Source organism: Streptomyces sp. NPDC052040 (assembly GCF_044548405.1).
GTDB lineage: Bacteria > Actinomycetota > Actinomycetes > Streptomycetales > Streptomycetaceae > Streptomyces.
Genome location: NZ_JBIUBV010000026.1, coordinates 38762 through 58593 on the forward strand (window position 1 = coordinate 38762; position 19832 = coordinate 58593).

Below are 19832 nucleotides of genomic sequence, written 5' to 3' on the forward strand. Positions count from 1 at the left end.
GCACAGGCCGCGGTCGCAGCATCTTCTGGCCTTGTACGCGAGAACGGACTCGTGCACCAAGCCAGGCCTTGCGATGTCCTCCGCCCCCGAGGTCGACCGCATCGACGACGCGTTCAGCCAGGGCTGGAGCGTCCTGGTGCACGGCGTCGGGCGGGTGGTGCTGAACCCACGGCATCAGCGCCGGTACGACGAGAAGGCACACAGCAAGCCATGGGCGGGCGGACACCGCGAACGGTGGATGCGAATCGACTCCGGCATGGTCACGGGGCGCCGGATCACCGTGTGAGCGGCTGCTGCTTCATCATGCCGGAGGCGGTACGAGTGGCTCGGCACTCGTACCGCCTCCGCCGTGTACATGGCTGCACGTCAGCTGTCGGCCGGTTGTCCTCGCCGCGCCCCCGTCTCGGTGAGGAGGACACCGGTGACCAGTTCGGGGCGGATGCGCACCGCCTGGTCCATAGGTTCCATCGGCACCCAAGGCAGCAGCAGCCTACGAATACGCTCCAGTTCGAGCGGTTCGGTCACCAGATGGGCATACCCCGTGACGACCACGCTCCAGCCCAGGTGGGTGTCCGGGTCTATGGCATCGGCCTCATACGCCACGACGACGCCCGTGCTGTCGGCTGGCTGTGCATGAGACGTCAGCGCAGCGCCCTCGTGGGTGCGGATGACGACGTCCCCGTTGTCCAGGACGTGGTTGACCGGCCGGACGGTGGGCAGGGCCTGCCGGGTGAAGACGATCCTGCCCAGGGACACGCTGCCAAGCAACCGCAGCGCCTCGGCATGGTCGAGGTCGATGCGCTGAAGTGCTTGCATCTCACTGGCTGCCATCACGTGCTTCCTTCCGCTGCCAGTCGGGCCCGTGCCGGTGACGTGAGCGTGCGTCGCCCTCACCTGTCGTCACTCGTGTCCATGTCCGCCAGCGCCGCCCGGCCCGCCTCAAGGCGGGCCACCGGGACCCGGAACGGCGAGCAGGAGACGTAGTCCAGGCCGGCCTCATGGAAGAAGTGGATCGACTCAGGGTCCCCGCCGTGCTCGCCGCAGACGCCAATCTCGAGGTCCGGGCGGGCCGCACGACCCTCCTCCACAGCGATCCGGACCAGTCGGCCCACCCCCTCCCGGTCGAGCGTCTCGAAGGGTGAGGCCGCGAAGATGCCTTTGTCCAAGTAGGCCGGGAAGAAAGCGGCCTCCACGTCGTCCCGGGAGAAGCCCCATGTGGTCTGGGTGAGGTCGTTGGTGCCGAAGGAGAAGAACTCCGCCTCCTCGGCGATCCGGTGGGCCGTGAGCGCCGCCCGGGGCAGTTCGATCATCGTGCCGACAGGGCAGTGGACAGGAGTGCCGGTCTCCTCACCGACCTCGGTCAGAACGCGAGCCACCTCCTCGCGGGCGAGCCGCAGCTCCTCGACGGCGCCGACGAGCGGCACCATGATCTCCGCATACGGAGATCCACCCGCTCGCGTGCGCTCTGCGACCGCTTCGGCGATCGCCCGGACCTGCATCGCGACCAGTCCCGGAACCACCAGGCCGAGCCGCACGCCACGCAGGCCGAGCATCGGGTTCTCCTCGTGCATCCGGTTCACTGCTGCCAGCAACTCCACGTGGTGCGCATCCGGTCGTTGCCCTGTGGCCTCTGCGGTGGCGATGCGCACGGCCAGGCCCGTGCGGTCGGGCAGGAACTCGTGCAGCGGCGGGTCGAGCAGCCGGATGGTGACCGGGAAGCCGTCCATCGCCTCCAGAATGCCCGTGAAGTCCCGCCGCTGGAGCGGCAGCAGAGCCCCCAGCGCGCGGTCGCGGTCGGCATCCGTACGGGCGAGGATCATCTCCTCGACCAGCTTGCGCCGCTCACCGAGGAACATGTGCTCGGTACGGCACAGCCCGATGCCCTGTGCCCCGAACCTCCGGGCCCGGGCAGCGTCTTCGGGGGTGTCGGCGTTGGCCCGCACCTCCAAGCGCCGGACGGAGTCGGCGTGGTCCAGCGCCCGGGCCACCGCGGACACCGTGCTGTCGGCGTGCTCACCGCTCTCCAAGTAGCGCATGGTCGCCGACGCAACCAACCGGACTGGCCCGAGGTACACGTCACCGGTGGAACCGTCGACCGAGATGACGGTGCCCTCCTCGACGACAATGCCGTCACGGGCCGTGAAACGTCGTGCCTGCGCGTCGACGGTGATGTCCTGCGCCCCGCACACGCACACCTTGCCCATGCCCCGGGCGACGACGGCCGCGTGGCTGGTCTTGCCGCCGCGGCCGGTCAGCACCGCCTGCGCGGCCACCATCCCGGGCAGGTCGTCGGGCGTCGTCTCCTCGCGGACGAGTACCACCTTCTCGTCGGCCGCGGCACGTCGTACGGCCTCCGCGGAGTCGAACACGGCCGCGCCCACCGCGGCGCCCGGCGAGGCCGGCACACCCCGGGTAAGCGTCTCACCGGTGGCGGTGGTGTCGAAGCGCGGGAACATCAGGCGGGCCAGCCCGTCGCCGCTCACCCGTGCCAGGCCCTCGTCGGAACTGATGAGACCTTCCTGCACCAGCTCGGTGGCGATGGCGAAGGCAGCCTCGGCGGTGCGCTTGCCCACCCGGGTCTGCAGCATCCACAGCATTCCGCGCTCGATGGTGAACTCGATGTCACACAGGTCGCGGTAATGCCGCTCCAGCGTCTGTGCGTGATCGCGCAGCTGCCGATACGAGCGTGGGTCCAGCCGTTCCAGTTCGGCCAGCGGCACGGCGTCCCGTACGCCCGACACGACGTCCTCGCCCTGGGCGTTCGGCAGGTAGTCACCGTACAGGCCGGGGCGCCCGGTGGCCGGGTCGCGGGTGAAGGCGACGCCGCTGCCCGAGTCGGGGCCGAGGTTGCCGAACACCATGCGCTGCACGGTGACGGCGGTTCCCAGGTCGTCCGGGATGCGCTCGCGCCGCCGGTACAGCACGGCGCGTTCGGTGTTCCACGACCGGAAGACGGCGAGGATCGCCTGCTGGAGCTGCTGGGCGGGCGCCTGAGGGAAGTCGCGGCCGGTCTCGTCCCGGATCAGGCTCTTGTACGTCTCCACGAGCCATGCGAGGTCGCTCGCGTCGAGATGGAGGTCGTCGGGGGCCTCGCGGGCGTCCTTCAGCAGGGTCATGGCCTCATCGAACAGGGCCGGATCGACTCCCAGCACCGTGCTGCCGTACATCTGGACGAGCCTGCGGTAGGAGTCCCAGGCGAAGCGCTCGCTGCCGGACACCTTGGCCAGGCCGAGCACGGAGTCGTCGTTGAGGCCGACATCGAGAACCGTCTCCATCATGCCGGGCATCGAGAAGCGGGCCCCGGAGCGGACGGACACCAGCAGTGGGTCGTCCCCTTGCCCGAGCAACCGCCCGGCACCCGTCTCCAGCGCCGAAAGGCGCCGGGAGACCTCCGCCGACATCCCCTCCGGTTCCTCGCCGGTGGCCAGGAACGCGCGGCAGGCTTCGGTGGAGACGATGAATCCCGGCGGTACCGGCAATCCCAGCCGGGTCATCTCGGCCAGGTTCGCGCCCTTCCCGCCGAGCAGGCCGGCCAGGTCACGGCCGCCGTCCTGGAAGTCGTACACATAGCGGACCATGACGCCACTCCTCGGCTCCGAGGTCTCGGTACCTCCCAGCCTGGAAGAAGGCGGCGTGCCGGGGCAGGTGCCCTCCTTCCCACGGCGTGGGCCGACCGGCCCTGAGTGGCGAGAGCGCGACCCGTTCCGACGTCGGGAGACGGTTTCCGGCCACTGGTGCGGCCGCGCTGCATTTGTCGGCAGAGGATGGTTAACGTGGGCAGTGACCGCGACAGTCCGGACTCGTGCGCGAGGGGACATGGAGGAGCGGCGTGGCAAACGGAGAAGAGCCCTGTGTACGACTGCCCCAGCTGAAGCTGGATGAGCTGCTGGAGGAACTGCAGGCCCGCATTGACGCGGCCCGCGGCACCCGGGACCGGGTACACAGCCTGCTGGAGGCGGTGCTCTCCGTCGGCCGCGAACTGGATCTTGAACAGGTACTGCACTCCATCGTGGAGGCGGCCGCCGTGCTCGTCGACGCCGAATACGCCGCCCTCGGCGTCATCGGACCCGGCGGCAGCTCCCTCTCGGCCTTCCATACCGTCGGGGTGACCGAGGAGCAGATCGCCGAGATCGGCCCCTTCCCGGAGGGCCACGGCATCCTCGGAGAGGTGATCCGGCACCCGGAGCCGCTCCGATTGGAGAAGATCTCCCAGCACCCGGCCTCGTACGGCTTCCCAGCCCGCCACCCGCCGATGAACACCTTCCTGGGTGTGCCGATCCGGGTCCGGGACCAGGTCTTCGGCAATCTGTACCTGACCGAGAAGCGCGGGGGAGTGCAGTTCGACGAGGAGGACGAGTCGGTGCTGTCCACGCTGGCCGTGGCGGCCGGTGTGGCGATCGACAACGCTCGGCTGTATGAGGAGTCCCGGCTGCGCGAGCGCTGGCTGCTGGCGAACGCCGAGATCACCCACAGCCTGATGTCCGGCAACGAACGCGCCGAGACCCTGAAACTGATCGCCGAACGGGCACGCGAGATCATGGGGTCGGCCCTGGCGGCGGTGGCGATGCCCATGGCGGCCACCGAGTCCCTCACAGTGGAGATCGCCGTGGGCGTGGACGCGGAGGCACTCCGGGGGCTGGTACTGCCCCTGTCCGGAACGCTCATGGGCCTCGCCTTCTCCGCTGCCGCGCCGGTCACCAGCGACGACGTGCGCCAGGACGAGAGGATCTCCCCGGATCCGCCGCGTTTCCACGGGCTGGGCCCCGCCGTGTCCGTTCCCATCGGCACCAAGGACGGCGGCGTGCGCGGCGTGGTGCTGGTGGCCCGCGAGGCCGGCGCGCCGGTGTTCTCGGGCAAGGAGACCGAGAAGCTGCAGGGCTTCGCGGCGCAGGCCGCGATCGCGATGGAACTGGCCGAGCGCCGCAAGGACGCAGAACAGATCGCGGTTCTCCAGGACCGTGACCGGATCGCCCGGGACCTGCACGACCTTGCCATCCAGCGGCTCTTCGCGACAGGCATGACGCTGCAGAGCGCGGGCCGCTTCATCGAGCACCCCGAGGCAGCAGAGCGGGTGCTGCGGGCCGTGGACGACCTGGACGAGACCATCAAGATCATCCGCTCGACCATCTTCGGGCTGCGCGCCCGTGCGACCGCCGTCGACGCCGGGCTGCGAGCCCGGGTCGTGGACGTCGTCGGCGAGAAGACCCCGCTGCTGGGTGTCACGCCCAGCGTGCGCATCGAGGGTCTGCTCGACACCAACGTCCCACCGGAGATTGCCGACCACCTCGTGGCCGTCCTCTCCGAGGCCCTCACCAACATCGCCCGCCATGCCCATGCCGACAGGGCCCAGGTCGCCCTGACGACCGACGGCCGAGAGGTCGCTCTCACGGTCGCGGACAACGGCGTGGGCATCCCGCCTGACGTCCGGCACAGCGGGCTGCGCAACATGGCCGAGCGCGCCGAGCAGTTGGGCGGGCACCTCGACGTGTCCAGCCCCGACGGGGGCGGTGCCACACTGCACTGGCGGGTGCCGCTGCCCGGCACATAGGAAATCGGACTTCCCTGGCGCGAGGGCGGAGTCCGGCAGGCCCGTGTTGACGGACCACACGGGCAAGGGGCCCAGGGAAGGGCCACTCGGCCCATGTCCCACGACCGCTCGCCGGCGCAGCCTGAAGGCGTCGTAGAACGGCACCCGGCTCCCTGGAGGACGCCATGAGGGGCACTCCCACCGTCGTGAACGACGTGATGACCCGCAGGGTCGTCGCCCTGCGCACGGGTGCGGCCTGCGAGGACCTCGTGCGGACCATGCAGGAGTGGAGGGGCAGCGCCGTCGCGCACCCCGTGCTGGACGACGGCGGACGCGTCGTCGGCGTCGTCTCCGAGGCCGATCTGCTGCCCATGGAGGAGTACAGCGAGGGCGACGTGGGCGCACACGCCGAAGCGATCCGGATCGAGGTGCGCGACGGTGTCGTGACCCTCACCGGCCGGGTCCGCGAAACCGCTCTGATTCCGCTCGCCGTCCGCCTCGCGCGGGCCGCCGCGGGTGTGGTGGACGTTGCACTGCGCGCGCTCAGCGGTCCGCCCCGCCATCCGGACCTCGACCCGGACCCGCCGGACCCGCCGGACCCGCCGGACCCGCAACGGTCGGCCCCGGCCTGACGGAGGCCGCCCGCACACCGAAGGAGGGGCGGGCCGATGACACGGACACCTCCCACGACCGTGACACGGGTGAGGCTGTGGCGCTGGGGGCACAACCCTCTCAAGCGGCACAGTGACGTCGTCGAGGCCTGGATCGTGCTTGTCACCTGGGCCCTGATCCTCCTCGGAGGAGTGCTCGCGGGCGTGGTTGCGGCGCAGGCGACGGACTCGGGGTTCGCCGCCCGGCGGGCCCAGGTGCACGCCGTGTCCGCCGTACTCACCGACGACGCGGCGAAGACCACCTCCGGCGGCAGTGGATACGACGACGGCCGGGTGTGGGCCGCCGTGCGCTGGACGGACACGGTCGGCAAGGTGCACATCGGCCAAGCGAAGGTCTTCCCGGGGTCTCCTGTGGGCAGCAGGCTCACCGTGTGGACGGACCGTACTGGCCGGATCGTCTCCCCGCCTGCCAGCGGGACGGGGGCGACGCTGCTGGTGGTTCTGACCGGCGCCCTCGTGGCACCGGTGGCCGGCGCGACGGTCTGGGCCGGCGGCTGGCTGATCCGTACGCGGCTCCTCCGGCGGCGCCTGGCCGAGTGGGAGGAGGAGTGGGAGCAGATCGGACCCGAGTGGCGAAAGCGGAGCGGGGGCAGAGGTTGATCGGCAACGCCGGCCGCGACGGGCCCGGCACCAGCAGGCACGGGGCCACGGCCAAAGGCGTAGTCCCACGGCCGGCGCAGCGAAGGCTCAGCCTCACCGCCGAGTGAGCCGGGCGGTCGGACGCATCAACGAATGGCGATCGGCTGCGCCGAGGGCGTCACCCGGCGTCGGAATCGGCGGCGGTGAGCCGGCAGTCCACGCCCACGACCCCTTCCACGCCCCGGACCAGGCGCGCGGCCAGTGGAATCCGCGCGGAGTCCCCGACGCGCCCCGTCAGGGTCGCGACGCCGTCGCTGACGATGATGTGGACGGGCTCGACCGGGGCCGGGAAGAGAACGTCGACGATGTCACGTCGGATCTCGTCCGCCAGGTCGTTGTCGGGACGCAGGAACACCTTCAGCAGATCCCCGCGACTGACCACACCTTCGAGGACGTCCTCGGCATTCACCACGGGCAGCCGCTTGACATGCCGCAAGGCCATGATCCGTGCCGCCTCGGCGAGCGTGGCGTCTCCATGGACGGTCACGGCCGGGGTGCTCATCAACTCCTCGGCGGACACCGCCCCGGCCTTGGCCAGGTCGGGCAGCCGGCGCAGCTGGGTGAACCGGTCCGGGTCGCTGTCCCGGAACTCCTCCTTGGGCAGCAGATCGGCCTCGGAGACCACCCCGATCACCCGCCCGTCGCCCTCCAGCACGGGAAGGGCACTGACCTTCCACTGCTCGATGCGTTCGACGATGTCCTTGAACAGGGCCTTGCGGCCGATCGCGACGACGGCATGCGTCATCACGTCGCTCACCCGGTGTGGGCTGCTGTCCATGCTGTCCTCCCATGGCCGTTCGGCCGGACGGAGCGTGCGCGCGGTCATGACAGGTCACCGCTGCCGTGGGGGGCGTACAGGTCGAGCAGCCGGACCCGGGTGGCGTGCAGCCGCTGGGCGATCACGCGTCCCACCCACACCGCTACGGCCCGCCCGAACGCCGGATCGGCTGCGCACATCGCGCGCACCGCCTCGGCGTCGAACTCCCAGGCCCGCACCGGGGTCATCGCCTCGGCGCCCAGGTGCCAGAGATGTGGTGGGAAGTGCCAGGACCAGCCGACCAGTTCACCGTGCCCGAGTGACTCGACCACGGCCGGCCGGCGGCCGGGCACATGCAGGTCGAGGGCGACGGTTCCGGTGCGGACGATCCAGAAGCGGTCGGCGTGCCGGCCCTCCTCGAACAGGCGGGTCCCGGCCTCGAAGGAGACCTCGCGGGCGAGGCGCATCAGCCGTTCGCGGTGTACGGGCTCAAGCGCCGTGCTGACGGTGGTTGCGGAGGTCATCGCACCCGCTCCCTTCATGGGCTGTCGATCTCAGGGTGCGGCACCTCGGCCGCCGCCACCACGGGCCGTCCGGACCGGGCCGTGGGTCCTTCGGCTCATACCGCCGGTGCGCGCCGGGTCGGCGCCCATACACCCGAACCGAGCCGGTGCCACTCACTCGAACGGGCCGCCCTGGCCCCTTGTCGGGCCTCTTCGGCCTATGTGCCCCGCCCGCCGGTCCACGCACGCTGGACGCACCCGCAGTGGAGGGAGGACGATCATGACCGTCTCCACGCGCATCGCCGTCATCGCGGTCGGTGACCCGTCCCGGCACGACGAGGGGGTCGGCCGGGCGGTGCTGTCGCGCCTGCGCGAGCGGGCGCTGGAGAGGCCTTTCCCGCCGGGCACCGTACTCGCGGAGTGCGACCTCGATCCGGGACGGCTGATCCGGCTGTGGGACCACACGGAGCTGACCGTCGTCCTGGCGGCCGCGCGCACCCGACCGGGGAACCCCGGCCACATCCACCGCCTGGAGCTGGACGCCCGCCAACTGGCCAGGCCGAACGCCATGGTTGCACGCGGACTCGGCGAGGCCGTCGAGGTGGCCTGGGAGCTGAACCGCCTGCCCGGTCACCTGGTGGCGTACGCCGTCGAGGCAGACGACACCTCGGTCGGACCGGGGCTGTCCCCACCCGTCAAGGCTGTGGCGGACATCCTCGTGAGGCGGGTCGAAGACGAGATCGTCCGGCACAGGGTCGCCGGGGCGCGTGGGGCCGACGGTGCGGCCATGGCATGACTGGACGGGAAGGGCTCGTCTCCCGCTTCTCGCGGATCCCGATTGCGCGGTGCGCGGCTGCCGGCCGCTTCTCCGCGTCTCCTACGGGTCCTTCCCGCCAGTACCAGCACACCACCGAAACCGCTGGTCCACCAGGGCCGATCGGCCCTGATGCGGCTCACTGGGCCAGCGAGAAGTAGCTCTCCTCCTCCTGCGTGAAGTGCAGGAGGAGGACGGTGTGCAGTCCGTACAGGCAGGAGCGCAGGTCGTCGAGCTGGCCGGGGGACAGACCGCCCCCGGCGCGGGCCGGCTGCATGTGGGTGGCGATGCGGTGGGAGAGGCGTTCGATCTCGGTGTGGCCCGGCTCATGGTGGCCGTGGCCTCTGGGCCGCCGAGCGCGGGGGCGAGGGCGGGGTGGAGCTCGTGCTCCTCGGCGTATTCGTGGGGCAGCAGCCGCTCGGTGAGCAGTCGATGTGCCTCTCCGACAGCTGCCAGAGCCTGTGGTCCGGGATCGCCGGAGAGGGTATCGGCGGCACCTCGCACCGACTCGAGCACGTCCTGGAGATCGTCGTGCTCCGAGGCGAAGCGGTGGATGAGCGCCTCGGCAGCGGGCGTCGGTGCCGGCCGCGCGGCCTGGTCCGCGCGCAGTGCGCGCGGCGCGTTCACGATGACGGCCACGTCGAAATCGGCCAGTGGGTCATCGACCGCATCGAGAGATCGCGCAGCCGGATGCCGAGCCGCCCCGACGGTGCGAATCCGGCGGCTCCGCCGGGCGGCAGCTGCTGCCGACTGGCCGGGGAGTCCGCGGTCCCAGCCCCTGGCCGACGGTCACGGGGGAGACCGCGGCCCCGGCCCCCGGCCGACGGTCACCCGGCCGACGCCCGCGCATGCCCGTTCCGGCTCTGGCCGGGCCGGATCCCGGCGTGCTACCAAGAGACATGCCTGTACGCGAGGGACCCGAGGGATTCGACGCCGTGATCGTCGGCGGGGGCCACAACGGCCTGGTGGCCGCCGCCTATCTCGCCCGGGCCGGGCGTTCCGTCCTGGTGCTCGAACGGCTGGACCGCACCGGGGGCGCCGCCGTGTCCACCCGGCCGTTCGCCGGGGTGGACGCACGGCTGTCGCGCTACTCCTACCTGGTCAGCCTGTTGCCGCGGAAGATTGTCCGGGACCTGGGGCTGACCTTCCGGGTGCGCGGGCGGACCGTGTCCTCGTACACCCCCGTCGAACGCGGCGGGCGTTCCACCGGCCTCCTCGTCGGCGGGGGAGAGCGGCGCACCCGGGAGGCCTTCGCCCGGCTCACCGGATCCGACCGCGAGTACGAGTCCTGGCAGCGCTTCTACGGGATGACCGGACGGGTCGCCCAGCGGGTCTTCCCCACGCTCACCGAGCCGCTGCCGACCCGGGACGCACTGCGCCGCCGTATCGACGACGAAGAGGCGTGGCGGGTGCTGTTCGAGGAGCCGATCGGGGAGGCCGTGGAGGAGCGCTTCGCCGACGACCTGGTCCGGGGCGTGGTCCTCACCGACGCGCTCATCGGCACCTTCGCGGACGCCCGGGAGACCTCACTGCGGCAGAACCGCTGCTTCCTCTACCACGTGATCGGGGGCGGCACCGGCTCCTGGGACGTCCCGGTCGGCGGTATGGGCGCCCTCACGGACGCGCTGGAGCAGGCCGCGCGCACGGCAGGGGCGGTGATCGCCACCGGCCGCGAGGCGGTACGGATCGAGACCGACGGGCGCATGGCCGAGGTGACCCACCGCGGCGCCGACGGCGACACCACCGTCAGCGCGCGGCACGTCCTGGTGAACGCCTCGCCGCAGGAGCTGGCCCGGCTCGCCGGCGAGGCCCCGCCCGCCCCGGCCGAGGGCGCCCAGCTCAAGGTGAACATGCTGCTCAAGCGGCTGCCCGCGCTGCGCGACACCGCCGTGGACCCGCGTGAGGCGTTCTCCGGCACCTTCCATGTCGCCGAGGGGTACCGCCAACTGGCCGCCGCCCACGCCCAGGCCGCCGCGGGGGCCCTTCCGGCCGCCCCGCCCTCCGAGATCTACTGCCACTCGCTCACCGACCCGACGATCCTCGGCCCCGACCTCGTCGAGCGGGGCTACCAGACCCTCACCCTGTTCGGCCTGCACACCCCGGCCCGGCTCTTCGCGCACGACAACGAGGGGGCCCGGGAGGCGCTGCTGAAGTCCACCCTGGCGCAACTGGACGCCCATCTCGCCGAACCCCTGGAGGACTGCCTCGCCCGGGACGCGGACGGGCGCCCCTGCATCGAGGCGAAGACCCCGCTGGACCTGGAGCGCGATCTCCGGCTGCCCGGCGGCAACATCTTCCACCGCGAACTGGCCTGGCCCTACGCCCAGGAGGGCACCGGACGCTGGGGCGTGGAGACCTCGCACGCCAATGTGCTGCTGTGCGGGGCGGGCGCGGTGCGCGGCGGCGGAGTGAGCGGGGTGCCGGGGCACAACGCGGCGATGGCGGTGCTGGAGGACTCCGGGGGCGCGGCGCGGGCGTAGGCGGCGGCTCCCGTTCTGCATCTGCCGCCCAACCGCATCTGACGGAGTATCAGAAACAGTCTTCCCTCTTCCCGGCCGCTGCGGCATCCTGCGCCCATGCAGACCGAGTTGAGCGAGCGACTGGGACTTGAGCACGCCCTCTTCGGCTTCACCCCGTTCCCCGCCGTCGCCGCGGCCCTCAGCCGGGCCGGGGGCCTCGGGGTGCTCGGCGCGGTCCGCTACACCGACCCCGTGGAACTCGACCGGGACCTCGACTGGATCGAGGCGCACACGGACGGCAGGCCCTACGGCCTGGATGTCGTCCTGCCCGCCCGAAGAGCCGAAGGTGTCACCGAGGACGACGTCGAGGCGATGATCCCGGAAGGGCACCGGCGGTTCGTCGCGGACCTCCTCGCCGCCCACCACGTGCCCCCGCTCGCCGCGGGCGACGCCTCCGGCTGGCGGATCACCGGCTGGCTGGACCAGGTCGCCCGCACCCAGCTCGACGTCGCCCTCGACCACCGCATCGCCCTGCTGGCCGGTGCCCTCGGGCCGCCGCCCCCCGATGTCGTCGCCCGGGCCCACGACCGGGGCGTCCTGGTCGCCGCCCTCGCCGGAAGCGCCCGGCACGCCCGCACGCACCGGGACGCCGGTTGCGACATCGTGGTGGCGCAGGGCTACGAGGCGGGCGGCCACACCGGGGAGATCGCCACCATGGTGCTCACCCCCGAGGTCGTCGACGCGGTCGCCCCGCTGCCCGTACTGGCCGCCGGGGGCATCGGCAGCGGGGCGCAGGCCGCCGCCGCGCTCGCGCTCGGCGCGCAGGGCGTCTGGCTGGGATCGGTCTGGCTGACCACCACCGAGGCCGGGCTCCGCTCGCCCGTCCTCGTCCGGAAACTGCTCGCCGCCGGATCCGGCGACACCGTCCGCTCCCGGGCGCTGACCGGTAAACCGGCCCGGCAGTTGCGGACCGCGTGGACCGACGCCTGGGACGACCCGGAGGGCCCCGGCGCGCTGCCCATGCCGTTGCAGGGACTGCTCGTCGCCGAGGCGGTCAGCCGCATCCAGACGTACGAGACGGAGTCGCTGCTCGGCACACCGGTCGGCCAGATCGTCGGCCGGATGACCGGCGAACACAGCGTCCAGGCCGTCGTCGACGACCTCACCCGCGGCTTCGAACGGGCCGTGGACCGCATCAACCGCATCGCCGGAAGGAGCACGCAGTGAACCGGACCGCAGGCGGCTTCTGGGCCGAGGCGACGGCGGACCCCGACCGCATGGTCCTCGTCGCCCCCGACGGGGAGGAGTGGACCGCGGGACGGCTGCTCACCGCGTCCCGCCGACTGGTGCACGGACTGCGCGCGGCCGGTCTCGAACGAGGTGACTCCTTCGCCGCCGTCCTCCCCAACGGCGTGGAACTCCTCACCGCCTGTCTGGCCGCCACCGAGGCGGGCCTCTACCTCGTGCCCGTCAACCACCACCTCGTCGAACCCGAAATCGCCTGGATCCTCACCGACTCCGGCGCCAAGGTGCTGCTCGCCCACGAGCGGTTCGCGGACACCGTACGGGCCGCCGCCGACGCGGCGGGGCTGCCCGCGGCGCGACGGTACGCGGTGGGTGCGTCGGACGGCTTCCGGCCGTATGCCGAACTCCTCGCCGGGCAGCCCGGGTCCGTGCCCGGGCAACGCACCCTCGGCTGGGTCATGAACTACACCTCGGGCACCACGGGCCGCCCCCGCGGCATCCGCCGCCCGCTGCCCGGCACGCCCCCCGAGCAGTCCCAACTCGGTGGCTTTCTCGGCATCTTCGGCATCCGGCCGCACGACGGCAACGTCCACCTCGTCTGCTCGCCGCTCTACCACACGGCCGTGCTCCAGTTCGCGATCGCGTCCCTGCACCTCGGGCACCGGGTGGTCGTGATGGACCGCTGGACCCCCGAGGAGATGCTGCGCCTCGTCGACACCCGTGCCTGTACGCACACCCATATGGTCCCCACCCAGTTCCACCGGCTGCTCGCCCTCCCCGACGAGGTGAAGGCCCGCTACGACGTCTCCTCCCTGCGGCACGCCATCCACGGCGCCGCGCCCTGTCCCAGCCATGTGAAACGGGCGATGATCGAGTGGTGGGGCGACTGCGTCGAGGAGTACTACGCGGCCAGCGAGGGCGGCGGAGCCTTCGCCACCGCCGAGGACTGGCTGAAGAGGCCCGGCACCGTCGGCAGGGCATGGCCCATCAGTGAACTGGCGGTCTTCGACGACGACGGCAACCGGCTGCCACCGGGACAACTCGGCACCGTGTACATGAGGATGACCACCGGCGGCTTCTCGTACCACCAGGACGAGGCCAAGACGCGGAAGAACCGCATCGGCGACTTCTTCACCGTCGGCGACCTGGGCTTCCTCGACGAGGACGGATACCTCTTCCTTCGGGACCGCAAGATCGACCTGATCATCTCCGGCGGGGTCAACATCTACCCGGCCGAGATCGAGGCCGCCCTGCTGGAGCACCCCGCCGTGGCCGACGCCGCCGTCTTCGGCATCCCGCACGACGACTGGGGCGAGGAGGTGAAGGCGGTCGTCGAAGCCGCCCCGGGCCAGGAACCGGGACCGTCCCTCGCCGCGGACCTCCTCGCCCACTGCGCCCGGCGGCTCGCCGGCTACAAGCGCCCCAGAAGCATCGACTTCATCCCCTCGATGCCCCGCGACCCGAACGGCAAGCTCTACAAGCGCCGCCTGCGCGAGGCCCACGGCGAGCGGCGCACGCCCCCGGACTGACCCGGCAACAGGCCCCGGCCCCGGTCTCGACCTGCCTCGGGCAGGCCCGCTGCCCCCGCGGCACGCTTGACCCGCCCTGCCCGGCGCCGCGAGGATCGCGGCAGGAGTGAGGGCGCGGGAAAGGGCGGTTCATGACGGCGGGACGTAGCGTCACGGTCGACGGCACACTGCGGCGCAGCGCCCGGCGCACCCCCGAGCGGGTCGCGGTCCGGTACGGGGAGCGGTCGTGGACCTATGCCGCGCTGGACGACGCCGTCTCCCGGGCCGCCCGGGTGCTGCGGGACGGCGGGCTGGAACCCGGGGACCGGGTCGGCGCCTATGGCCACAACTCCGACGCCTATCTGATCGGCTTTCTGGCCTGCGCCCGCGCCGGGCTGGTGCACGTACCGGTCAATCAGCACCTGACGGGTGAGGACCTCGCGTATCTCGTCGGGCAGTCCGGCTGCTCACTCGTCCTCGCCGACCCCGGCCTTGCCGGGAACCTGCCCGGCGGCGTACCCGTGCGGCCGCTGCGGGACGCGGAGGACTCCCTGCTCGCCCTGCTCGCCGAGACCGAGCCCTACGACGGCGCGGAGCCGCGCGGCGAGGACCTGGTGCAGCTGCTCTACACCTCCGGTACGACCGCGCTGCCCAAGGGCGCGATGATGACGCACCGGGCGCTGGTGCACGCATACCTCAGCGCGATCACCGCACTCGATCTGAGCGCGGGCGACCGGCCCGTACACGCGCTGCCCCTCTACCACTCGGCGCAGCTGCACGTCTTTCTGCTGCCGTATCTCGCCGTCGGCGCGACGAACACCATCGTGGACGCGCCCGACGGCGACCGGCTTCTCGACCTGATCGAGTCCGGCCGCGCGGACAGCCTGTTCGCGCCGCCCACCGTGTGGATCGCCCTCACGGGCCGCCCCGACTTCGCCAGCCGCGACCTGGGCGGCCTGCGCAAGGCGTACTACGGTGCTTCGGTCATGCCCGTGCCCGTTCTGGAGCGCCTGCGGGAGCGGCTGCCGGGGCTCGCCGTCTACAACTGCTTCGGGCAGAGCGAGATCGGCCCGCTGGCCATGGTGCTCGGGCCCCATGAGCACAAGGGGCGCCTGGACTCCTGCGGGCGGCCGGTGCTGTTCGTGGAGGCCAGGCTGGTCGACGAGTCCGGCGCGGACGTGCCCGACGGGGAGCGCGGCGAGATCGTCTACCGGTCCCCTCAGCTGTGCGAGGGCTACTGGGACAGGCCCGAGGAGAGCGCCGAGGCCTTCCGCGACGGGTGGTTCCACTCCGGTGATCTCGCCGTGCGGGACGCGGACGGCTACTTCACGATCGTCGACCGGGTCAAGGACGTCATCAACTCCGGTGGTGTGCTGGTCGCCTCGCGGCAGGTCGAGGACGTGCTGTACAGCCATGAGCGGGTCGCCGAGGTCGCGGTGATCGGCCTGCCCGACGAGCGGTGGATCGAGGCGGTCACCGCGGTGGTCGTGGCGCGCGGCGCGGTCACCGAGGACGAACTCCTCGCGTACGCACGGGAGAAGCTCGCCCGCTTCAAGGCCCCCAAGCGGGTGCTGTTCGTGGACGAGCTGCCGCGCAACGCCAGTGGAAAGATCCTCAAGCGGGAGCTGCGGGACCGCTTCAGCCGCAGCTGAGGGGCTCAGCGCGGCCGCAGATCCACGATCCGCCGGATCTTGCCCACCGACCGCTCCAGCGACTCCGGCTCGACGATCTCCACGCCGACCGAGACACCGATGCCGTCCTTCACCCCGGCGGCGATGGCGAGCGCCGCCGCCGCACGCTGCTCGGGGGTGCTGCCCGGCCGGGCCTCGGCCCGGACCGTCAGCGTGTCGAGCCGCCCCTCCCGGGTCAGCCGCAGCTGGAAGTGCGGAGCCACCCCGGGGGTGCGCAGCACGATCTCCTCGATCTGGGTCGGGAAGAGATTGACCCCGCGCAGGATGACCAGGTCGTCGCTGCGGCCGGTGATCCTCTCCATCCGGCGGAAGACCCGGGCGGTGCCGGGCAGCAGACGCGTCAGGTCCCGGGTCCGGTAGCGGACGACGGGCATCGCCTCCTTGGTGAGGGAGGTGAACACCAGCTCGCCCTCCTCACCGTCGGGCAGTACCTCCCCGGTGAGCGGGTCGACGATCTCTGGGTAGAAGTGGTCCTCCCACACATGCAGACCGTCCTTGGTCTCCACGCACTCCTGTGCCACGCCGGGACCGATCACCTCGGACAGTCCGTAGATGTCAACGGCGTCGATCGCGAACCGCTCCTCGATCTCCCGCCGCATCTCCTCCGTCCACGGCTCGGCGCCGAAGATCCCGGCCCGCAGGGAGGTGGTGCGCGGGTCGACGCCCTGGCGCTCGAACTCGTCCAGCAGGGTCAGCATGTACGAGGGAGTCACCATGATGACGCCGGGCTTCAGGTCCTGGATCAGCTGTACCTGACGGGCCGTCATGCCGCCCGAGGCGGGGATCACCGTACAGCCGAGCCGTTCGGCGCCATAGTGGGCGCCGAGGCCGCCGGTGAACAGGCCGTAGCCGTAGGCCACATGCACCGTGTCGCCGGGGCGGCCGCCCGCCGCGCGGATCGAGCGGGCCACCATGTCCGCCCACAGTGACAGATCGCCGTCGGTGTAGCCGACGACGGTGGGGCGCCCGGTGGTGCCGCTGGAGGCGTGCAGCCGGCGGATCCGCTCGCGGGGCACGGCGAACATCCCGTACGGGTAGTTCTCCCGCAGATCGGCCTTCACGGTGAACGGGAAGCGGGCGAGATCGGCGAGCGTCAGACAGTCCTCCGGGCGGACCCCGGCCTTGTCGAAGGCGTCCCGGTAGAAGGGCACGCGGGTGTAGGCGTGCCGCAGCGAGGCCCGCAGCCGTTCGAGCTGGAGGTCCCGCAGTTCCTCCGGGCCGAGCCGTTCTCCCGCGTCCAGGGGGTCGTGCGCGTTCGCCATGAGGGCGTCTCCCTCGTCAATCACATCATTCCGGGCGACCGATCATTCGGTCGGATCTTGTGGGGATCAGTAATCCAGCTCCGTGGCCCGAAGGCAAGGGGTCGGTGTCCACTTTTCGACGGCGTCACCGCGCCCGGTGCCGACTCTCGGGAACCCCATTGCGTCCACGGCCTCCCGGCCGTGAAGATCAGCAAATGCCCACCTTCGACGCATACGACGGAACCCGGCTCGCCTACCACCTGAGGGGCACGGGCGAACCGCTCGTGGTGCTCCCCGGCGGCCCCATGCGGGCGTCCGCGTACCTGGGGGACCTCGGGGGACTCGCGACCCGCCGCCAGCTGGTCCTGCTCGATCTGCGCGGCACCGGCGACTCCGCGCCACCCGCGGACCCCGGAACGTACCGCTGTGACCGGCTGGTCGACGATGTGGAGGCGCTGCGCGAGCACCTCGGTCTGGAGCGGATGGACGTGCTCGCGCACTCGGCGGGCGGAAGCCTCGCCCTGCTCCATGCGCTCCGCCATCCGGGGCGCGTCTCCCGGCTGGCCCTGATCACCGCCATCCCCTGGGCCCTGGGCATGCCCGCCACCCCCGGGCAGCGGCTCGCGGCGGCCCTGCTGCGCAAGGGCGAGCCCTGGTTCCAGGACGCCTTCCCGGCCTTCGAGGCGTGGCTTGCGGGGGAGGGCGACTACGACGCCGCCTTCGCGCCCTTCTTCTACGGGCGCTGGGACACCGCGGCCCAGGACCACCGCCGGGCCGAGGACGAGCAGAGCAATGACGAGGCGGCGGCCGTCTACGGCTCCGAGGGCGCCTACGATCCGCCCGCGACCCGGGCCGCGCTCGCCGCCCTGGACATCCCCGTCCTCGTCCACGCGGCCGAACTCGACGGCGGCCCCCGGCCCGAACTGGCCCGCGGCGTCGCCGACATCGCCCCGAACGCCGAGTTCCACGTCCAGCCCGCGGCGGGCCACTACCCGTGGCTGGACGACCCGGCGCGGTTCGCCGCCCGGGTCGGCGACTTCCTCGACGGATGAGGCCGCCCGGCCCGCCGCCCCGGGCGGTCAGCGGGCCGCGGCCGCGACCTCCTTCGCCCAGCGGTAGTCCGCCTTGCCGCTCGGCGACCGGCGGACGGCGTCGGTGATCACCAGCTGCCGGGGCACCTTGTAGCCCGCCAGCCGCGGTCGGCAATGCGCCTGGATCTCCTGGAGGGTCGGCCGCGGCGCGCCCTCGCACAGCTGCACCACCGCCGCCACCCGGTTCCCCCAGACCGCGTCCGGCACCCCCGTGACCAGCGCGTCGTACACATCCGGATGTGCCTTCAGGGCCTGCTCGACCTCCTCCGGATACACCTTCTCGCCACCGGTGTTGATGCACTGCGAGCCCCGGCCGAGGACCGTGACGACCCCCTCCTCGTCGACCGTCGCCATGTCGCCGAGCAGCACCCACCGCTCGCCGTCCCGGTGGAAGAACGTCTCCGCGGTCTTCTCCGGGTCGTTGTAGTAGCCGAGGGGCACATGGCCCCGCTGTGCGACCCGGCCCGGCTGCCCGGCCGATACCGGCTCCCGGGTCACCGGATCCACCACCCGGGTACGGGAGTTGACCCGGATGCGGAAGCCCCTCTCCGGCCCGGAGTCGTCGGTCGCGGTGCCGTTGAAGCCCGACTCCGAGGAGCCGAAGTTGTTCAGCAGCAGGGCGCCGGGCACCAGTTCCTGGAAGCGGGCGCGCACACTGTCCGACATGATCGCCCCGGAGGACGACACGCTGAACAGGGAGGAGCAGTCCGCCCCCTTCATCGGCCCGCTCAGCGCGTCGATCAGCGGCCGCAGCATCGCGTCCCCCACCACGGACAGGACGCCGACCCGCTCCTGCTCCACCGTCCGCACCACCTCCACCGGCGCGAACCTGCGGTGCAGCACGATCCGTTGGCCGAAGCCGAAGCCGATGAACGCGGTGAGGGTGGAGGTGCCGTGCATCAGCGGGGGAGCGGGGAAGAAGGTGATGCCGTCCCCGCCCGCCGCCACCCGCTCGGCCAGCTCCGCCGGTCGGCGCACCGGCTCCCCGTTCGGCGCGCCCCCGCCGAGCCCGGCGAAGAACAGGTCCTCCTGCCGCCACACCACGCCCTTGGGCATCCCGGTCGTACCGCCCGTGCAGATGATGAACCGGTCGTCCGGGGAGCGGGCCGGGAAGCCGCGCTCCGGTGACCCCGCGGCCTCCGCGTCGGCGAATCCCTGCGCGGGCAGCGCGGCGGCGTCCGGCGACGGGGCCCCCACCCGCAGCACCAGCCGAAGCCCCGGGCACCGGGGCAGCGCCGCGGCCACCCGGTCGGTGAACTCCGCGTCCACCACCAGCGCCGCCAGATCCGTGTCCACGTAGAGATACGCCAACTCCTCCGCCGTATAGCGGTAGTTGACATTGACCGGAACGATGCGCGCCTTCAGGCAGCCCAGCACCGTCTGGAGGTACTCCACCCCGTTGTACAGCTGGAGCCCGAGGTGCTCCCCGGGGCGTATCCCGCTGTCCAGCAGCCGGTGCCCGATGCGGTTGGCCGCCGCGTCCAACTGTGCGTAGGTCAGGCGGCGTTCCGCCCCGGTACCCGGATGGTCGAGGTGGACGAGCGCCTCACGGTGCGGCACCACATCGACGACCGACTCGAACAGGTCGGCAAGGTTGTACTCCACTGCTCCTCCCGTCCCCGGCGGCACCCGGCGATCCGCGCCTCCCCCTGGCTCCGCCGGTCATCAGAGCAAAGGCGGACCCAG

16 protein-coding genes and 1 pseudogene are annotated in these 19832 nt (G+C 72.0%); 10 read left to right on the plus strand and 7 right to left on the minus strand.

Annotation, left to right across the window (positions count from 1 at the left end; translation table 11 throughout):
• Nucleotides 1-73: 73 nt before the first annotated feature.
• On the plus strand, nucleotides 74-286 hold the full coding sequence (locus ACIHAA_RS31055; protein WP_399823032.1) for a pyridoxamine 5'-phosphate oxidase family protein: 213 nt from the start codon (nucleotides 74-76) through the stop codon (nucleotides 284-286).
• 80 nt (nucleotides 287-366) lie between these two features.
• Here the strand turns inward: ACIHAA_RS31055 and ACIHAA_RS31060 are convergent, their stop codons facing one another.
• Both ACIHAA_RS31060 and ppdK read right to left on the minus strand, forming a co-directional pair.
• Nucleotides 367-831: a pyridoxamine 5'-phosphate oxidase family protein gene (locus ACIHAA_RS31060; protein ID WP_399823034.1), complete on the minus strand. Its 465-nt coding sequence runs from the start codon at nucleotides 829-831 to the stop codon at nucleotides 367-369.
• 59 nt (nucleotides 832-890) lie between these two features.
• Nucleotides 891-3578: a pyruvate, phosphate dikinase gene (ppdK, locus tag ACIHAA_RS31065; RefSeq protein ID WP_399823035.1), complete on the minus strand. Its 2688-nt coding sequence runs from the start codon at nucleotides 3576-3578 to the stop codon at nucleotides 891-893.
• A 251-nt stretch (nucleotides 3579-3829) separates the two neighbouring features.
• Here ppdK and ACIHAA_RS31070 point away from each other — a divergent pair, with 251 nt between their 5' ends.
• The 3 genes from ACIHAA_RS31070 (at nucleotide 3830) to ACIHAA_RS31080 (ending at nucleotide 6798) form a co-directional block, all read left to right on the plus strand.
• Nucleotides 3830-5548, plus strand: coding sequence for a GAF domain-containing protein (locus ACIHAA_RS31070; RefSeq protein ID WP_399823037.1), 1719 nt, complete (start codon nucleotides 3830-3832; stop codon nucleotides 5546-5548).
• Nucleotides 5549-5712: 164 nt separating this feature from the next.
• Nucleotides 5713-6159: a BON domain-containing protein gene (locus ACIHAA_RS31075; RefSeq protein WP_399823039.1), complete on the plus strand. Its 447-nt coding sequence runs from the start codon at nucleotides 5713-5715 to the stop codon at nucleotides 6157-6159.
• A 36-nt stretch (nucleotides 6160-6195) separates the two neighbouring features.
• Nucleotides 6196-6798, plus strand: a complete 603-nt coding sequence (locus ACIHAA_RS31080; RefSeq protein WP_399823041.1) for a hypothetical protein — start codon at nucleotides 6196-6198, stop codon at nucleotides 6796-6798.
• 157 nt (nucleotides 6799-6955) lie between these two features.
• Here the strand turns inward: ACIHAA_RS31080 and ACIHAA_RS31085 are convergent, their stop codons facing one another.
• Entirely contained in the window at nucleotides 6956-7615 is a 660-nt protein-coding gene (locus ACIHAA_RS31085; RefSeq protein ID WP_399823043.1) for a CBS domain-containing protein, read from the minus strand.
• Nucleotides 7616-7659: 44 nt separating this feature from the next.
• Nucleotides 7660-8118, minus strand: a complete 459-nt coding sequence (locus ACIHAA_RS31090) for a Crp/Fnr family transcriptional regulator (protein WP_399823045.1) — start codon at nucleotides 8116-8118, stop codon at nucleotides 7660-7662.
• A 259-nt stretch (nucleotides 8119-8377) separates the two neighbouring features.
• Here ACIHAA_RS31090 and ACIHAA_RS31095 point away from each other — a divergent pair, with 259 nt between their 5' ends.
• A complete protein-coding gene (locus ACIHAA_RS31095; protein ID WP_399823047.1) occupies nucleotides 8378-8893 on the plus strand; it encodes a hydrogenase maturation protease in 516 nt (171 codons plus the stop codon).
• A gap of 157 nt (nucleotides 8894-9050) precedes the next feature.
• Here the strand turns inward: ACIHAA_RS31095 and ACIHAA_RS31100 are convergent.
• A pseudogene (locus tag ACIHAA_RS31100) lies at nucleotides 9051-9553 on the minus strand (hemerythrin domain-containing protein); the annotation flags it as partial.
• A 257-nt stretch (nucleotides 9554-9810) separates the two neighbouring features.
• On the opposite strand from ACIHAA_RS31100, the gene ACIHAA_RS31105 reads away from it, so the two are divergent.
• The 4 genes from ACIHAA_RS31105 (at nucleotide 9811) to ACIHAA_RS31120 (ending at nucleotide 15775) form a co-directional block, all read left to right on the plus strand.
• Entirely contained in the window at nucleotides 9811-11391 is a 1581-nt protein-coding gene (locus ACIHAA_RS31105) for a phytoene desaturase family protein (RefSeq protein WP_399823049.1), read from the plus strand.
• Nucleotides 11392-11487: 96 nt separating this feature from the next.
• Nucleotides 11488-12597, plus strand: coding sequence for a nitronate monooxygenase (locus tag ACIHAA_RS31110; protein ID WP_399823051.1), 1110 nt, complete (start codon nucleotides 11488-11490; stop codon nucleotides 12595-12597).
• 50 nt (nucleotides 12598-12647) lie between these two features.
• Nucleotides 12648-14144: an acyl-CoA synthetase gene (locus ACIHAA_RS31115; protein ID WP_399823076.1), complete on the plus strand. Its 1497-nt coding sequence runs from the start codon at nucleotides 12648-12650 to the stop codon at nucleotides 14142-14144.
• A 131-nt stretch (nucleotides 14145-14275) separates the two neighbouring features.
• Entirely contained in the window at nucleotides 14276-15775 is a 1500-nt protein-coding gene (locus ACIHAA_RS31120) for an acyl-CoA synthetase (protein ID WP_399823053.1), read from the plus strand.
• 5 nt (nucleotides 15776-15780) lie between these two features.
• Here the strand turns inward: ACIHAA_RS31120 and paaK are convergent, their stop codons facing one another.
• Entirely contained in the window at nucleotides 15781-17076 is a 1296-nt protein-coding gene (gene paaK / locus ACIHAA_RS31125) for a phenylacetate--CoA ligase PaaK (protein WP_399823055.1), read from the minus strand.
• A 194-nt stretch (nucleotides 17077-17270) separates the two neighbouring features.
• Here paaK and ACIHAA_RS31130 point away from each other — a divergent pair, with 194 nt between their 5' ends.
• On the plus strand, nucleotides 17271-18107 hold the full coding sequence (locus ACIHAA_RS31130) for an alpha/beta fold hydrolase (RefSeq protein WP_399823057.1): 837 nt from the start codon (nucleotides 17271-17273) through the stop codon (nucleotides 18105-18107).
• Between the two features lie 27 nt (nucleotides 18108-18134).
• Here the strand turns inward: ACIHAA_RS31130 and ACIHAA_RS31135 are convergent, their stop codons facing one another.
• Nucleotides 18135-19751, minus strand: coding sequence for an acyl-CoA synthetase (locus ACIHAA_RS31135; protein WP_399823059.1), 1617 nt, complete (start codon nucleotides 19749-19751; stop codon nucleotides 18135-18137).
• Nucleotides 19752-19832 lie beyond the last annotated feature (81 nt).

Coding starts and splice junctions, on each gene's coding strand:
- ACIHAA_RS31055 (WP_399823032.1), top strand. CDS start 74: ATGTCCTCCGCCCCCGAGGTCGACCGCATCGACGACGCGTTCAGCCAG.
- ACIHAA_RS31060 (WP_399823034.1), bottom strand. CDS start 831: ATGGCAGCCAGTGAGATGCAAGCACTTCAGCGCATCGACCTCGACCAT.
- ppdK (WP_399823035.1), bottom strand. CDS start 3,578: ATGGTCCGCTATGTGTACGACTTCCAGGACGGCGGCCGTGACCTGGCC.
- ACIHAA_RS31075 (WP_399823039.1), top strand. CDS start 5,713: ATGAGGGGCACTCCCACCGTCGTGAACGACGTGATGACCCGCAGGGTC.
- ACIHAA_RS31080 (WP_399823041.1), top strand. CDS start 6,196: ATGACACGGACACCTCCCACGACCGTGACACGGGTGAGGCTGTGGCGC.
- ACIHAA_RS31085 (WP_399823043.1), bottom strand. CDS start 7,615: ATGGACAGCAGCCCACACCGGGTGAGCGACGTGATGACGCATGCCGTC.
- ACIHAA_RS31090 (WP_399823045.1), bottom strand. CDS start 8,118: ATGACCTCCGCAACCACCGTCAGCACGGCGCTTGAGCCCGTACACCGC.
- ACIHAA_RS31095 (WP_399823047.1), top strand. CDS start 8,378: ATGACCGTCTCCACGCGCATCGCCGTCATCGCGGTCGGTGACCCGTCC.
- ACIHAA_RS31105 (WP_399823049.1), top strand. CDS start 9,811: ATGCCTGTACGCGAGGGACCCGAGGGATTCGACGCCGTGATCGTCGGC.
- ACIHAA_RS31110 (WP_399823051.1), top strand. CDS start 11,488: ATGCAGACCGAGTTGAGCGAGCGACTGGGACTTGAGCACGCCCTCTTC.
- ACIHAA_RS31115 (WP_399823076.1), top strand. CDS start 12,648: ATGGTCCTCGTCGCCCCCGACGGGGAGGAGTGGACCGCGGGACGGCTG.
- ACIHAA_RS31120 (WP_399823053.1), top strand. CDS start 14,276: ATGACGGCGGGACGTAGCGTCACGGTCGACGGCACACTGCGGCGCAGC.
- paaK (WP_399823055.1), bottom strand. CDS start 17,076: ATGGCGAACGCGCACGACCCCCTGGACGCGGGAGAACGGCTCGGCCCG.
- ACIHAA_RS31130 (WP_399823057.1), top strand. CDS start 17,271: ATGCCCACCTTCGACGCATACGACGGAACCCGGCTCGCCTACCACCTG.